This is a genomic window from Pandoraea pulmonicola (genome assembly GCF_000815105.2).
Taxonomy (GTDB): Bacteria; Pseudomonadota; Gammaproteobacteria; order Burkholderiales; family Burkholderiaceae; genus Pandoraea; species Pandoraea pulmonicola.
In genome coordinates this window covers 2,907,492-2,924,241 of the sequence record NZ_CP010310.2, presented here as the reverse complement: position 1 = coordinate 2,924,241, position 16,750 = coordinate 2,907,492, and the positions used below count along the sequence as shown (strand labels likewise).

8 protein-coding genes are annotated in these 16,750 nt (G+C 58.9%); 3 read left to right on the top strand and 5 right to left on the bottom strand.

What is annotated here, in order from left to right:
* Positions 1 to 379 precede the first annotated feature (379 nt).
* Entirely contained in the window at positions 380 to 1,309 is a 930-nt protein-coding gene (locus RO07_RS12710) for a helix-turn-helix transcriptional regulator (RefSeq protein WP_160118123.1), read from the top strand.
* Positions 1,310 to 1,343: 34 nt separating this feature from the next.
* Here RO07_RS12710 and RO07_RS12705 read toward each other — a convergent pair whose 3' ends face one another.
* Positions 1,344 to 2,309: a LysR substrate-binding domain-containing protein gene (locus tag RO07_RS12705; RefSeq protein WP_052267250.1), complete on the bottom strand. Its 966-nt coding sequence runs from the start codon at positions 2,307 to 2,309 to the stop codon at positions 1,344 to 1,346.
* 975 nt (positions 2,310 to 3,284) lie between these two features.
* Between RO07_RS12705 and aqpZ the strand changes: the two genes are divergently transcribed.
* The gene (aqpZ, locus tag RO07_RS12700; protein ID WP_218026587.1) at positions 3,285 to 4,010 is read left to right on the top strand and encodes an aquaporin Z; all 726 of its coding nucleotides are present in this window, start codon (positions 3,285 to 3,287) and stop codon (positions 4,008 to 4,010) included.
* A 114-nt stretch (positions 4,011 to 4,124) separates the two neighbouring features.
* Here the strand turns inward: aqpZ and RO07_RS12695 are convergent, their stop codons facing one another.
* From RO07_RS12695 to RO07_RS12675, 4 genes are all read right to left on the bottom strand, one after another.
* Positions 4,125 to 4,412, bottom strand: a complete 288-nt coding sequence (locus tag RO07_RS12695; RefSeq protein WP_039411149.1) for a tautomerase family protein — start codon at positions 4,410 to 4,412, stop codon at positions 4,125 to 4,127.
* A gap of 211 nt (positions 4,413 to 4,623) precedes the next feature.
* Entirely contained in the window at positions 4,624 to 6,117 is a 1,494-nt protein-coding gene (locus tag RO07_RS12690) for an EAL domain-containing protein (protein WP_039411147.1), read from the bottom strand.
* A 59-nt stretch (positions 6,118 to 6,176) separates the two neighbouring features.
* Positions 6,177 to 8,450, bottom strand: a complete 2,274-nt coding sequence (locus RO07_RS25545; RefSeq protein ID WP_160118122.1) for an autotransporter outer membrane beta-barrel domain-containing protein — start codon at positions 8,448 to 8,450, stop codon at positions 6,177 to 6,179.
* 1,116 nt (positions 8,451 to 9,566) lie between these two features.
* Complete coding sequence (locus RO07_RS12675) at positions 9,567 to 11,573, bottom strand: hypothetical protein (RefSeq protein WP_039411143.1); 2,007 nt, start codon at positions 11,571 to 11,573, stop codon at positions 9,567 to 9,569.
* Between the two features lie 161 nt (positions 11,574 to 11,734).
* Here RO07_RS12675 and RO07_RS12670 point away from each other — a divergent pair, with 161 nt between their 5' ends.
* Positions 11,735 to 16,735 carry an RCC1 domain-containing protein gene (locus RO07_RS12670; protein ID WP_147284663.1) on the top strand — a complete coding sequence of 1,667 codons (5,001 nt, stop codon included), beginning with the start codon at positions 11,735 to 11,737 and terminating at the stop codon, positions 16,733 to 16,735.
* Positions 16,736 to 16,750: the final 15 nt, after the last annotated feature.

Genomic DNA, 16,750 nt, shown 5'->3' with positions numbered 1-16,750 from the left:
CGCACGGACTCCAATGTATCCGCGCGTCATGACCGGCTTCCCGCTCCGTAGTCCACGAATATCCCCCTGTATACCATTCAGGATGAGAGGGAATCATCGAATTTTTCTTGCCGATAAGTAATAAAAATAACTTGACTAAGTTTGTAAGAAACGGGGTAAAAATTAAGGATAACTTGAAATCCGAGATATATTGGTATACAAACTATATTGCAAGTTAAAAGGCTATGGTTTCACGGTTGTCTCGTGAACATGCCTCTCGGACTTGCGGCTTCCAGTATGGACTTGACAATCGGTGATGTCCGAGCCTCTGTCGGCGAGTGGATGCTGTACCGGTTTAGTCTCTGCTCGATGCCGGCGCAAGATGGAGGTTGTCTGGCCCTTGACGGCCGACTCCGGCGGATCTGGTAGGAAATACGGCCTTGGGTCGGCGACCGAGGGCTCTACAAAAACGCTGAACGCTAACCTCAGACCCCGCCCCAAGAAAACAAAGCGGCGCTTCCTGGCCGCAGCGGTTGCAAAAAGAGTTTTCGAAGAATGTCGTCATGAATTTGACAATTTTGGGCGTCCACGGGGGGGTGATACGGTGGGACAGATATTCGGCGATGCGTCTGCTCTTTTAGGTGCGAAAAATGAAAAGGAGTGGTTCGATACTTTAGCTAGCCTTGCTTGTCATCACGGTTTCGAGTACACGCTTTTTTCGATTTTTCCTAACCAGAGCCCCGGCTTTGGACACGCTTACGTAAGAAATAACTACCCATCAGACTGGCTCGGTTTCTACATGAAACAGAGGTTGTTTTTCGTAGAGCCGCTAGTTCAGCACATTACCGCTCAGTCGCTTCCGATCATATGGGGGGAGAGTTCATCGGCCTCCACGCTCGAGCGCAAGTTATATGACGCAGCCTCGATGGTGGGAGCCAGAAGTGGACTTGTCTTTCCGATCCACGGCCCTCGTCGAGAAGTCGGGATGTTATCGCTTGCAAGTGGCGAAGACTTCACGGCGAAGGCCAACTGCGATTTGTCTCTTCAACTGCCGGCGTTGACATTGCTGCGCGACATTGCCGTCGAGAGTGCTCAGGAACATATTGCAGGCCACATCGAGGCCGTTGTTCCCAAACTGACCAAGCGCGAGAAGGAGTGCTTGAAGTGGATGGCGAGCGGGAAATCGACATGGGAAATGTCGCAGATACTCTCGTGTTCGGAGGCGACCATCAACTTCCACATGATGAACATCCGCAGCAAGTTCGGCGTTTCCTCTCGAGTCGCCGTGGTGTTCAAAGCGGCTCGCATAGGACTACTCGATACTGCGTGAGTGCACTACGGTACGAAGACGGCCCGATCCGTAGTTACGTGGAGCCGCCCCCAGGAATCACGGGGGGCGGCAGGCCTCCCTCTTCCGAGTACCGAGACCATTCGGCCCCGAGCAGCCGACACTCCGCGGATAAAGCGAGGAGGTTGGGTTCGCGCTCTCGATTACGCGGCAAAACAAGTCCAATATGCTGATTGACAGCGTAGCGTTCGTCGAGAGGGATCAACTGAATCTTGGGATTGAAATCTCCGACACGGCGAGGAAGCAACGCGTAGCCGATGCCGACGCTCACAAAGTTCATCAGCGAGAAAATGTCGCCTACGTGCAATTCAATATTGGGTTGAAAACCAGCCTTCTGGAAAGCCTCGACGAAGTCCCGATATTCCGCAAATTCATCACTGGGTGCGACAAACTTCTCGTCGCGCACAGCCTGCAGGTCTATCTCGGAATACGCTGCGTAGGGAGAGTTAACGGGGGCAGCAAACTGAAGCGCGTCTTCGAACATCGGCACGGTGAGCAAATCGGCGTTGCTCGGTTCGCCCAACGCGATGAGCACCGCATCGAGCTGCCCATCCTTCAATTTACTTAGCAGGTCGCGATTTGCGCCTAATGTGAGCTCGATGTCGAGTGCCGGGCGTCTTGTCTTCAGGCCGGCCAGTACGCGTGGGATCGTGCGGACGGTAAGCGAATACAGCCCGCCAAGCTTCATCGTGGGCGAGGTGAAGCCAGCCGCCTCGCGAGTGCGGCGGATGCCGGTGTCACATTCGTTAATAATGCGCTTGACGTGATCCGCAAAAACGTAAGCCGTCGCCAACGGAATCAGCTTGCGCCCGTCGCGCTTGAACAATGGGCAGCGCAACCCATCTTCTAGCGAACGCAGCGCGCGGTGCACACTGACAGCGCTCTGCCCAAGCGCCTCCGATGCGCGCGCGACATTGCCCAGCGTCATGAACGACTGAAATATCTGCAACTTTTTCAGGGTGATTTCTTCATCGATGGCCATAGTTTCGTCTCGTTCTGACGCACTACTTGTATTGCAGCGCGAACCGTTCAGGTCCGTTAGTGTGGGGAGCGCTTGGTGTGGCGCTCGCTCTTATCCAGGCTGTTTTCATGACGTCGTCGGCTTGCGCCTTACCCCACAACGTCCCAATGAGCGTCAAAGAATGGCAATCAGACGCTTGTACGTCAGACTGGCGACTCACATGCGGGACTGCATATGAATTGCCTTTCAGCCGGGAGGGCTGCACTCCACAAACGTCCTTCATGAAGGTGCGGGGTTTCGGTGAAGGGCCGGTGTAAATTGAAACCCGATTTTAAGACACAAAAACTTGCTCAACCGTTCATTACGCCTGAATAACAGGCCAATATTTGACTTAATATTTCATGATGTCAGAGTTTTTTTCGAAAGTATTTTTTAGGTCAAGGTTGGGCGCCGCGACATTGATTTCTGAAAAAGGCGGGTGTTCAACCGCTCGATAACCTTCCGTGAAACGGGGGTGCCGACCGTCCTCACAATGGACTTCAGAAACGGTCTTGTGAAAGTCTGATTCTGGCCTAATTTGACGTAACCAGCATTTTCCGACTCGATTCGGTCGGTTATTTTCTCTGAAAATCTGTTGGCCAAGTGCTGCGAGTGCCAGTCCTGATCGCCTGAGTGTCATGAGGCCATAGATTTCATGCGAGCATAACTATCGAAAATGCTGGTTTTATTGTTTGAATTTCTTTTCAGTGATGGAATTTAAGTTTGACTCGGGAAGCGAAGACATCCTGCAGTTCGAAACAAAACGACGATAAGTTGTTGTTTTTTTAACAAGATTCATTATTCAGATAATTTGTAGGACTTCTCTCTGTTTTCTGCTACCCTTGATGCGCAGCCACGTCGGAGCCTCACTCCAGGGGGCTACCGGAGGTGGTTTCGGGGTTCACACATATTTAATATGTGTTCGAACCGTACCTATTTTGAGGCTCCGAGTGGAGTATTACAATGACCAAGAAATTAGCGGCGGAGTTTTTCGGTACTTTCTGGCTTGTCTTCGGCGGTTGCGGCAGCGCGGTGCTGGCTGCCGCATTCCCGAACCTGGGCATCGGCTTTGCTGGGGTTGCTTTGGCTTTTGGCCTGACCGTTCTAACGATGGCCTATGCCGTCGGTGGCATTTCCGGCGGCCATTTCAATCCCGCAGTTACGCTGGGCGTGGCGGTCGCAGGCCGATTTGCTTGGCGCGACGTGCTGCCGTACTGGATCTCACAGGTGGTCGGTGGCGTTGCCGCGGCGGGTGTGCTCTATGTAATCGCCAGCGGGGCGCCGAGTTTCGATGTCGGCGGTTTCGCGTCCAACGGCTACGGGGCCTTGTCGCCGGGACACTATAGCCTCGTGTCAGCCGCGGTGATCGAGATCACGCTCACTGCCGGGTTCCTGATCGTGATTCTCGGTTCGACGGATAAGCTGGCGCCCGCCGGCTTCGGGCCTCTGGCTATCGGATTGGCCCTCACCCTGATCCACCTGATTTCGATTCCCGTGACAAATACCTCGGTGAATCCGGCGCGCTCGACCGCGGTCGCGCTTTTCGCGCACACGGATGCTCTCGGTCAGCTTTGGTTGTTCTGGGTTGCACCGCTCATTGGCGGCGCGCTGGGTGCGGCAATCTGGAAGTTTCTGCTCAATCCGCAAGCTGCGGAAAACTTGCAGGCGTCGCCCTCGGCCTGACTGCGACAGGCGAATGCGCCGCGCGCGTGCCACGCGTTTCGTTCAGAGACGCGTGGTTTGCTGATGGCTTGCTGCCAGGTGGTCGGAGAAGTGTCGATGCTCTCCGGCAGCACTTCACCCAGGCCGGTTCTTCTCGGTATTCTCGGTGCTTGCCGGGGAGAGGGAGCCGGTGGCAGACGATTTGGCGGCGCGCTCGCGTAGAGAGTCAATCGCTTTTAACGTGACCTTGTGGCCTCCTGACGAATAAAGACCGTCCGATACCTCGTCCACAATCACGATGACGTGTGGGCGAATATATTCTCCCGCCGTCGCAACGATCGCCTCGGTGACGTTATCCATCATTTGCTGAGTCTTTTCGTGCGAAAACGCACCTTTCACCAGTTTCAAGGTAACAACAGGCATATCATGGCTCCAATAGAAAAGCCGTCATGGCTTCGGGGCATCCTCAAGGCGTTTCTGCCTGGGACTCGAGGCTTGCCTGCGCAGCTATTCAGATCCGGCTTGAATCCGTTGGAGTACTGCGCAAACGGCAGAAGGTCTCTACAACACTCGATTCAATTGTAGGACGTATGCCGATATGTGTGGGGTGACCCTTTGCCGGTTGTGCGGTGCTTCAGAACTGAGCCGCTGCGCTTCTTGATTGAAGTTCGACGATGAACGCGTCGATCGGGCTGGGACGCCCGAACAAGAAGCCCTGAAGCAATGGTACGCCGCGATCGCGGAGGTAATTGCGCTGTTCCGTGGTTTCGACGCCTTCGGCGATTGTGGTCAATTCCAACTTCGCGGCCAGTTCCAGGATGCTTTCCAGTACGCGCTCCGCCAGTGGGTCCGCACCGATTTTTTCCACGAATGACCGGTCGATTTTTACCGCGTCCATGTCGAAGTCGCGTAGATATCCAAGGTTCGAGTGCCCCGTACCAAAATCGTCGATGGCGATTTTGATGCCGCGTGCATGTAGCGCCTCGAAAATCCGTCGCGTTTCGCTTTGCGTGGCAAGCAGTTCGCGCTCGGTGAGCTCAAGCACAATCTGTACGGGCTTTTCGCCGAGCATCGCCAATAGGGCATCGCAATCGCCGATAATTGACGCATCCGTCAGATGTTGCGGACTTACGTTGAAGCTCAGGCGGAAACCCTTGGGTAGGGCAACGAGGGCGAGCTTTTCCGCGACGGCGTGAAAGAGCGCTCGCGTCATCGGTGCGATCAATTCGCTTGACTCTGCCAGTGGAATGAAACTGTTGGGTGGGATGATGCCTTCCGTTGGGTGATGCCATCGCACAAGCACCTCGGCGCCCACCCAGCGCGCATCGGCCGTGCTGACCAGGGGCTGAAGGTACGGGACGAATTCCCCATGTTCCATTGCGCGCGCCATCTCGCGCTGTCGCACCCGGACGTGCCTGGAAGCTCTCTGGATCAAGATGACCAGCACCGCGCCGAACATGACGCACACGCCGATGACCCCCGAGTAATCCATGAGCACGCGCTTCGGCAATGTGCCACTCGGTATTGTGGCGAGCACAGAGACCGGAAATTGCCCGGAACGCAAAACGGTATCCGGAGTGTTTGCCGCAGTCCTATCGACGATCCCGTTCTGACCCAGTGTCACGTCGCCGACCCGGATCGACAGCAGTACGTCCCTGCGATCGAGCAACGACAGAACATCGCGCACGTGCCGGCCGTCGATGGTCACGACCGCTCCTCGACCATCGACGGCGTTCCGGTACACGAGCAACGTGGAATCTGGTTGCGTTCCGCTATGCGGAGCGATGCGCAGATGCCCATCGACGTAGGCGGTCAGATCCAGACTGCGGTGGTAACTGCCATATAGAGAACTGCAGTAGACCTCGTTGCCATTTGTCAGGAGGTCGACAGAACGCACAAACAATACCGAGTCGACCTGCTTCCGGAGCTCAAGCACCACATCCTCGCAAGCGTCTCCCGCTCGTGCACCGACTCTCACCGCGGTGTCACGAGCGTTGCTCAACATCCGGTCAATGTGACCCAATGCGCGGTGCGCCTGAGACGTTGCATCATCGTGCAACATCCGGTGCGCGTGCCAGAAAGACACCGCCAGGCCAACGAGCAGAGGCAGGCTCGCGGCGGCCAGCATCGGCCACCGGTACCATTTTCCCGGAGCGAGGGGATCCAAACGCCAACGTCTCATCCACGTCAGAAGGTGTAGCGCGTGCCGAATTGAACGCCCCAAGGCTGGTTGACGTGACGTCCGGTACTGGTTTCGACTTCACCGTAAAACTGAAGGTTGCGCTTGGCGTAGCCACTCATTCCAGCGCCGAACTCGAATCTTGCTCCGGACATATCACTCTGAAACGGAACGCCGTTGACCTGGATCTGACTATTTTTAATGAACTCCTGGGCCACTGCCGCCTTGACATAGGGCTGCAGCACTACGCCGTTGGACATCTCCAAGGTCTTGCCCAGCGCCGCGCCCACGCGCGCCTGGACGGAGCCAGTATGCTGAGACCTTGTGCTCAGTGCGTTATCCAACGTGAAATCGGCGCCTCCCGTACGCAGCATCGAGCCTTGGATGTACGGCTCCACGAACCAACTGTTGCCGAATTCGATGTGTCGTCCAAACTCCAGCGTCAAGCCAATACCGTTGTTTTGAAAGCCACCGTGGGCAGGAGCGCCGTCGTTCATGCGCGCATCCGCGTCGTTCTGGAAGCGGTTGAATCTGAGCGTGCCATCAAGGTAGTAGCCCGAGCCCCCCAGCCAGGTTGAATAGAGGCCCGCCGTATAGCTGTCGACACCGCCCTTGGATCCGCCGTCGAACGTCAGATTGCTGTGGCTTGTGCCCAACAAAACACCAGCGAGCCAGGTGCCACCGAAAAACTGTCCGAGCGAGAGGTCGGCGCCGCCTACCACGCCATACGTTGTTTGCCGGAAGTCGACGCCGTCCACCGGTCTGGAGCGATATTGCTTGCCGAAGGCTCGCGCCCACACGCCGCTGTTTTTACCATCCTTCAGGCGCAATTCGCCCAGGCGGCTGCGCAAGACGTTGGTTTCGGCGTACCAGATGGTCGGGGCTACACTCGATATGCCGATCGCGGTGCGAGCACTGGCGGATAATTCAGTTGGGCCGTTGTTGCCCCCGGAGGATGACTGTGGTTGTGATGGCGACAGCACCCAGTCGTTGCCTTGACGGCCGAGCGTGTAGGTGTAGACGCCGACGTCAACCTTGTTGCCCACCGTGGAGAATTGCGCGTCGCCACCTCCGGTGCGTACGACCGTCAATGGCGCCGCGTTACTCGGCTCCGCTCCGGTGTTACGAATCTTCAATTGGTAATTGCCGGTGGCGTTGCCTGTGACGTTGAGCAAATCACCTGCGTCCGCGCCAAGATTTGCGTTCATCAGGAACGTTCCTGTGCCCGAGAGAGCGCCAACGGTGAGGACACGATAGCTGCCGTTGCTCGCGCCCTGAGACAGCGCGACATTCCCGCCATTCATCGTCATGGTCGGCACGCTGCTGTTCGTCGTCAGCAACCAGGTCGCATTTGAGTTGACGGCAAGCGAAGTTACCTTGGTGAGGTCTCCGGTAAAAGTCGCATTGTTTTGCAAAGTCAGGTTAATCGTCGCAGTGCCGTCGCCAACGACGTTGCCTTTGATCTGGGCATTGTCGAATGTCGTATTGGCCGTGACATTGCCGTTGGCCTCCAACGCATTGCCATTGCCACCAGTGAGTGTGGCGCCATCGGCGACGAGGATATTCGCGTTGGTAGGGAGTCGCGAGGCCTCTGACTGAACGAGAACGGCCGATCCCGTACGGCCAACGACTGCGGTTCCCTTGATCGTGGTGCTACCGACTGCGGCTTGGTTACCGCGATTGCTCGTCACCCAAACCCCGTTCTTGTCACCGGTAATAGTCCCGCCGTTCGCAATGAGCGTAGAGCCAAAGTTTGCGACGGCGGCATTGAAACCGTTTAGTAGAGTGGCGCCGTTGGCGACACTGACGTTATTCAATGTCAACGTTCCGTTCGTTGCGACCGTCGCTCCGGCCCACGTGCCGGTGATGCTGCCTCCAGCCACTGTCGCAACGGGGTATGGCGCGGTCGTGTTGATAAGGCCGGACACGGCTAGGCCGCTGTCGAACTGGTTCGTTATGTTCGAGTTGCTGATCGTACCTGTTGATTGATCTCGGATCTCGACTGCGGATCCCCCAGCTGTGTTGCGTATGATCGTTGCCCCGTCGGCGGTCAATGAAGAGCCTGTCTGCACGGAGATTGCGTTGGTTGCCGCGCCGTTTGTCACGGTTAACGCGCCGCCGTTGGTCACCGTCCAGGATTCCGATGGATCGCCAGGTGCATTTACGGTCTGGCTTCCCCCATTCACAGTCCCCGCGAGCGCGCGCTGACCGAGGGGGAGCACGGCAAATGGAAAGGCGACGACATACGTCCGCCAACGTACCGCCCGTTTGCTTATTTTCATATTGACTCCTTGTGGAAACAATGCTGGATCCCATGGATGCGTGAAATCACGGGACGACGCGCTTGAGCCGTGCATACGCAAGGTCATTCCAGCCATGGGCCATTCGCGCCGTGCAGTTCCACTTGGGATATCACGCCGCTGGGCTTTTTATCTGTGCTCGATGCGTCCAGTTAGGCATTACAGACCTTGTAACCCTCTGTTTTCGACAATTAGGAGGCAAAAATATTGCATAGATTGTGCTATGCATTGGCTGGAAATCAAAGGAAAATCTATGCCAAATTCGTTAATTCCGTTTCGAATTGTCAGATTAACCACACAGCCGCCGCCTGGAATCGCCGGATAAGGATCTGGCGCAAACCACTTTCGCATCTTTGCATTGCAAGCGCGCCGCCGTAAATATACATGCCAGTGGGGCATTCATAATGCTATTGGCGTATGAATTTTGCGATAAATCAGCCGTGCCTCATAAGGCCCATGTAAATCGCAGAGTCTCGGAGCGTACCGTAAGCGCGAGCCGGAATGCTCGTGTCCTATAACCCTCGCGAGGTGCGGGCGGCCGCTGGTCTGCGCGATGTTCGCTCAGAAATTTTTCATGTTCCTTTCGTAATTTTCTCAGAAATCAATTCAAGTTTTTCAAGTGTTGCTCGCACGTTGTCGCCGTGATTGAAGGGGTATATATCCTGCGGTCATATGGCGAGAATGACCTCGTCCCATTTCTCAACGGTGACATTGCTCGGGGTGGGAAAGATAGAGCGGACCCGCATGCTCAAATCGAAAGCCGCTTTGTCAACGCCTAATGTGCACTGCCAGACATACGTGAACGATAGATGTCGGGCTGGGATTCCAGGAATGAAAACTTGTGCTGTACCCGGTACCCCGAGCGACGACACCGTGACTCGGTTTGAATCCGATATCCCAAGCTATCAAGGTGGGTCATTCAATCGAGCGCCACATCTCCCGACGATGCGCTACCTCACGAGCCTTCTCTACATCCGATGGGCCGAGTCGTTCGGCACTTCGTCCAGCAAGCTCAAATCTCCACGGAGCTTATCGGCAAGGACGAGAAAAGGTCGCGAACAAAGAACATTCGCGACCGTAGAACACAGGTGAACGACGTCACCGGATGGGGGGGTTAGGCCGCTTAGGATCAGCCGGTGGGCTGGGATTGGCTCGCTCGTCACAGGAAACGCTCGTTGATGGAGACGTTACGGACCCCGTCTTATTCGTTGCCGTGTATGTGACGTATGCCACGCAGAAGGGATACAAGTAGAGTGCATTATCCGGCGGCAGCGTGAACGACAACCCGTTTGTGACATTATCGGGTCCCACGGTGCTCGCGGGGCTGGTGTATTTCGCGAGATCGATATCCGGCCCGGTACCCTTTGCCCCCCATTTTGCTGTGAATTCAATGATAACTGTGTCCCCAACGGCGATGTTCACGTAGGTTGGCACAATAATTTTCACACCCGCTTTTGCGCGGTCGTAGGTAATGTAGGGATTGTCGGCTGGAACATCGAATGACGCCGGCGGTAGCGGTTGACCTCCGCCGGGCAGCGAGGCGCCGCTGGCGACAGTCACATCCTGCGGGGGAGAGGTGGCAGAGTTTTGAAGCTGGGGCGTGATGTTGGGAATGTTGCGGGACCCGACATATTGGGCAACGAAGGCGCCGCTACCGTATTTCTGGATCACCTGGGCGGGCAGGGGGCGCACGATATCCTGCTTGGCAGTGACGTCCTGAGCAGTGATAGTGAAGCTGTCGAACTTGTCAGTTCCGTAGTAGAGATCCACCGAGTCATTTGCCTGGAACGCATCGGTGTTTGACGTGGCGGTGAGCCATGGCACGATGAATGTCGCATCGGCGTTGGACGCAGCGAGTGGAATCACGTTCTCCGCATCGCCAGGCTGCCATCCACTCGGGCGTACGGTTGGCGCGCCAAGGTTTGTATTGTAAGGCTTGGTCGGATCAGGATCGGGGCCGCCAGGCTGATCCAGATTGACCAGCACCTGCAGCGGATTGGCGGGCGAGCCAAGCGAGCCCGATGCGCGCCTTGCTTCATAATTGACGGGGATGGTACCGTTGCCTTCGCCTGCAATATCCAGGTAGGGCACAGCGATCTGCAGCATCGGAGTTTGCCCCAGGTCCCCGGCCTGGATTACCACCTCGGGCAACGTGGCGGTACCCCACGTGAGCACGATCTTGTCGCCAGCAAGCAGTTTCGCATTCGGTGGGATACTAACTAGCACCGGCTTGCGCGCGTCGTCTTCGTCGATGACTTTGTGCGCAGTAAAGGCGGGGACTTCCGGTGGCTGCAGATCGTCGATAAAACTAGTGATGAACAAGTCGATCACGGCGACGTGCGAAAGCTTGGAAACGTTGCCCGCGAGGTCCGTGATCGTATAGGCGAACTCAGCAAGACCGTCTCCGACCTGCGTCAGCTCAGCGCGGGTAAAGGTGACCACTATTGCTGTGCCTTCCCCCCCGGGAGGAACCTGCACGGACTGCGCAAGTACTGCCGCCCCCCCAGATTGAAGCGTAACTTGCGCTTGAATCGTGTCACCTTCGCGTGAGTTGTTATAGCTTGGCACGTTGGCGGTGAGCTTATCGCCCATTTGGGTGAGTTGGGGGGAGGTGAGTCCCGACGCCTGGATGGCCTCTGCGAAAACGGGGGCGCCGAGGTTTTCACCATCGGGAGGGTCGCCCGGAGGTGTGAACTTCACCTGGAACACGAGCGGTGGGTTGCTCTCTGGAGAAGGTGTCAGGCTAAAGGGTGAATAATAGTGGTAAGTGACGTTATATTGCCCGTCGACTAGCATGGCGGAGGGGATGGGCACGTTGATGAGATCTGCATCGAATTCTGCATCGGTAATGGTGTGCGTCGGCAGCGCTTGGTTATTTACCGTGACGATTACCTGGTCACCTGGGAACCAGCTATTATCCAGCCCAATATTCAGTATCAGGTCTTGACCTTTAAGATTTCCGTTGATCAAGCCCTTCATCGTATCGAATCCTGCCGTTCCTGGCGCATAGTCAGCCTGATTAAGCGTCGGCGCTACCGGGATTGCATCCGCCGCCGCAGCGGAAGGGCTTCGAACCTTGTACCGGTGGTAAAGACCTGGCTTCATCGCATTCTCCTTCTCTAATATGAATGAAGGTATGGAATGCAGACAGTATCGATATTGTTCGAGTATTCACACTAACAATACTAATAGTTGGCGATGGCTAGCGGATATGGCTTCATGGCGGTTCGGCAGACACCCACGCCCGACCCCAGCGGAGAACAGCCATGACGACCAGCGATTCGCGGTTACTTCAGCATCCATCTTCTCCCACTGACGCTAACGTCAGGCGTTTGCCCGCACTGCGCAAACCCCACATTCTCATCACCCTTCTGGCGCCGCAGGTGCCGGTAGCGCAGGCGTACGGCGGCATTGGCTGGTCCGCCGTGGCCAATCCGGATAGCGTCGTGTTGGTGCGGATTGCCCCCAACCTCGAATGGGTCACAGGCGACATCATCACTCTCTATTGGGGAGATGCATCGCGTGCGGTGGACGTGCACCCGCTCAAGGAGGAAGAGTTGGGTTTGCCGATCGTGATGCGCGCGACGGTGCAGGACGTCGTCCGAGTCGGTGATGGCACGAAAAGCGTCTGGTATACGTTTAAGGGCTTTGGGCCCGACGCGGTCGAATCGCCGAAACTGGACGTCTTGGTGAAAACCACGGTGCCCGGAGGACTGGATCCCGATCCGGTCAACACGCCCTACGAGAACGAGAATCTCGCAGCGCCCACCCCATCGGTCAGTGTGATTGACTCGACGCAGGCGCAAGCCGGAATCACGGTCACGGTGCCGGCCTGGAAGTACATGGCCGTCGGCGACAAGCTGCGCGTGCGTTGGGGCACGCAGTCCGTCTACGCCGCGCCCGTGCTGCTTGCCGACGTCGGCTCGCCCGTCGTCGTCCCCATCGACGCGCAGACCATCGCCGCCGCAGGCGACAGCGACAAGTTGATGGTGACGTACGATATCACCGACGCGGTCGACAACTGGTCGAACAACTCCATGCCCGCCTATGTGAACGTCGAAGCCAGCGGCACGCAGTACCTTCCCCCCGATATCCCCGACGCGGTCAATGGCGTGCTCGACGTCGACGCGCTGGGCACCAGGGACGAGCCCGCGATCATCGTCGTGGAAGCGCCCATGACGGCGGGCGACGTGATCCACCTCGTGTTCGAAGGCGTGTCGAGCGACGGTCAGCAAGTGACCGAGGAAAGCGCGTCCCCCCCGATACGCACCGGCGCGCGCACCGTCTACATGTCCATCAGCAACGACGTGCTGCACCGGGTCGTGCCGGGCGTGGCGTCGGTGTACTTTCGCGTCACGGATTCCCTGGGGGGCGACAAGGGCCGCTCGCAGCGCGCGTATCTGACGATTACCGGTACGGCGCTCCAACTCGCCGCGCCCACGGTCCTCGAGGCGGTGGGAGGAAATCTTGATCCGGCCAATACCGCCAACGGCGCGCACGTGCAAATCCCGCCCTGGCCGGCCATGGCGGTCGGTGACGTGGTCGTGCTGGACTGGAACGGCACGACCGCGAATGGTCGTCCGCTCGCGTATCCGGACCAGACCCAGATCGCCCCCGGCGCCGAAGGCTCCCCCGTCGTCTTTGTGGTGCCGTCCGACTTCGTGACGCTGCTCGCCGGCGGCAAGGTCGACGTGTCCTACAAGGTCAGACAGGGGGCAGTGGAACAGCAGTCGCAGCACCTGCTGCTGAACGTCGTGGGCGCACTCACACTGCCCAGGCCGGGAGTGCAGGGGGTCTCGGGCGGCGTGCTCGATCCCGCCGCGGTGCCCACTGGGGTGCAATTGACGATCGATCCCTGGACGCCGATGGCGGTGGGCGACCGTGTGGACTGGTATTGGCGAGGCCAGAGCGCGGCGGGCAGCACGTCGGGCTCCGTGACGGTGACAGCGGCGATGGTGGGGCAACCGATTCAGCCCACGGTGCCGCGCACTGTTATCGACGCCGACGCCGCGAACAACGAATTCGTGACCGTGAGCTACACGGTGACACGGGTGGACGGCTCCGCGCCGCAGGACTCGGCCTGGACGCAGTTCAGCGTGGTCTCGCCGCAGGGCGGCAACCTACCGGCGCCCAGCGTCGATCAGGCCGTCAACGGCATTCTGGATCCCGCGACGTTGCCCGCCGCGGGTGCCACCGTGCGAGTCAAGCCCTACCCGGGCATGCAGGACGGTGATTCCGTTACCGTGCAGTTCGCGCCCGGCACGGGGGCAGGCGCGGTCGTCCAGGAATTCGACGTCTCGACCAACGTCGTCGGCAACGACATCACCATGCTGGTGCCGAAAGACAAGGTCAGCTTCCATTTGAACAGCCAGGTGGTCGTGAACTACATCGTCAAGCGGTACGCCACCGGCAAGCTCGACAATTCCGACGACCTCGTTCTGAGCGTGCAGACGCAGCAGAACTGGCCCGCGCCAGGGGTCGACGAAGCGCAGGGGGACTACCTCGATCCGGCCAATATCGCAGGGGGGGTCACGACTCGCGTGTACGCCAACAGCAATATGCAGCGTGGCGATCAGATCGAGATGAGTTGGGGCAAGCCGGGCGACACGGGCTACTACGACGACAGCATTGCCGTGAGCACGCCGCGCGACTATCGTTTTCTCATGGACGCCGCCGAGGTTCAGCCGTGGGTGGGGCGGATAGCCGACATCAGCTATCAGGTCACACGCGGCGGCGGGGCCGTGCCTGCAAAGGTATTTCAGTCCGACGTTCTGCACTTGCGCGTTGGCGGCACCCAACCGAATGCACTGCCGGCGCCCACCATTTTGGAAGCGCAAAACGGGGTGCTCGATCCGGACGTCATCACGGCGAACGCCACCGCGCAGATACCGGCTTACTCGGGCATGGCCAGCGGCGATGCCATTCACCTGATCTGGGGCGGCGGGCCGGGCAGCGGCGGCCTGGAGTGGTATATCAACGTCAGCGACAGCATGGTGGGCAAGCCCATCAACCGGGATATTCCGAAGGCTAATATTCTGCCGTTTCTCAATCGCACGGCGAGTCTTCTCTATACCGTGGACAACGGCAGTTCGGCCGTACGCACCTCCGACCCCTACCAGGTCCAAATCGAGCGGCAGGCCGAGGAACTGGATCTGCCGCAGGTACTGGCACTCAACAAGGGCGTGCTCGATCCCCGCGATGTGCCCGATGGCGCGAACGTGGTCATTCCGTTTCACACGGGGATGCGCCAGGGCGACATCGCACGACTGCACTGGGACAGCTCGCTTCCCGCGGCGGCGGCGTCCACCCAGATCGATAGCATCGTGGGGAGTTCGACGAGCAATATCGAGCTCATCGTGCCAAGCAACGTGGTTTATGCGGGCATCAATGGCAATGTGGACGCCTGGTACGAGTGGATGCGCGGCGGCAATCGCCTGGGCGCGAGCCCGACACTGGCGTTCGCCATCAAGCTCTCCGCGCTTCCCCCGGCGACCATCGACCAGGCCAAAGGCACCAATCTCAATCCCGACGACGTACCACCTTCCCCCTCGGGCGCGACGGTGCGCTTTGCCAGCAGCGCAATGTTCGCGCTCAACGATCAGATAGAACTGCATTGGACAGGGGCGCCGGGCCCTGGCAGCGGGACGTTCCCGTACACCGTCCAGGCGGGCGACGTGGGTAACGACGTGACCATCGTCGTGGACAAATCCTACGTCGATGCGAACAACGGCGGGTCGATCACACTGGACTACAAGGTCACACGGGCACAGGGAGGGATGGTCGAGCAGTCGGCCCCGTCCATCTACGATGTCCAGCGCCAACTGGGTTCAGGCAACCTGTTGGTGATGGGCGCACGGGCTCACGGCGGTATCTATCGGGCATCGAGCACGCCGCGTTACCTGCGCGCCATCGATAAATCGGCGCGTAAGGACTTGTATGCCGAGTGGCGCTATGAGGACGATGCCAACTGGGTGTCGGGCGTGAGCTTCAAGGACACTCGTCCGTGGGTGCCGCTCAAGGTGCGTTCGGCCAACGACCAGGTGGGGATCAACCCGATCAACATTGCGGGCTCCGGGTCGGATGCCACGAACCAGACGGGGGTTTCGGCACTGGTTGCGCTGCTGGGAAGCGACAACGTCATCGGTTGGGGCGTGGCCGGCTACGGCGGCGCGGTTCCACCCACGATCATCACCTTTACCGACGTGATCGAGATCAGCTCGACGCAGGCGGCCTTTACCGTACGACGCGCCAATGGCCGCGTCGCGGTGTGGGGAGACACGTCGCTCGGTGGGGCCATTCCAGGCGGCACGAACATCACGAACGCGCAGCGCATTTTCGGCAACGCCGGCGCGTTCGTGACGATTCAGAACAACGGCGCCTTGACCGCCTGGGGCAGGGCCGATTATGGCGGTACGCTCTCGGCCGATGCCCAGGCGCTCATTGACGTCCAAACGGTGGCGAGCGCCGGCATGGCGTTCTGCGCGCTGCGAAACAATGGCCAGGTGATCGCCTGGGGGGTTCAGGGCTACGGCGGCAGTGTTCCGGGCAACATCGCCGGCGCCACCGACATCGTCAGCGTGCTGGGCAACTTCACTGCGTTTTGCGCGCTGCGGGGCAACGGTACGGTGGTGGCGTGGGGTGCCAGTGCCGACGGCGGCGTGGTGCCGCAGAACGTGGCCGCCCGGCGCGACCTCCTCGAGCTGGCCAGCGCAACGGCGCGCGCCTTCGCGGTACGGACGACGGGCGGCGAGGTCCTGGCATGGGGCAACGCCAACTATGGCGGAACGCTGCCAAGCGACATTGCGACGCTGAACGACGTCGAGGAAGTGACGGCCACGTGGGGGGCATTCTGTGCACGCCGGGCCAACGGCACGGTGGTCGCATGGGGCGACCCGGCGCGTGGCGGCAGTGTGCCTACGGCCATTGCGGGTCTGACCGACATTGTGCAGGTCACGGGAAACAGCTCGGCGTTCGCGGCGTTGCGGCGCAATGGCAGCGTGGTCGCGTGGGGCGCCGCGGCGACGGGGGGCACCGCGCCCGCCACGGTGACACAGGCGCAGGACATCCGGGCCGTGTATGGCAACACCGAAGTGTTCGTGGCGCTCAAAGACGGCGGAGGTGTCGTGACTTGGGGTGTGGCCGTAAGCGGGGGCGATAGCTCTTCGGTCAAGTCGCTGCTCGATTCACAGCTGTTCTATCAGGCACGCCCAATGCCTACCAGTACGGCCGAGTCCGGTGCGGTAGATGCGGTTCCCGTCCAAACCTAAGGCAAAGTTTTCGGT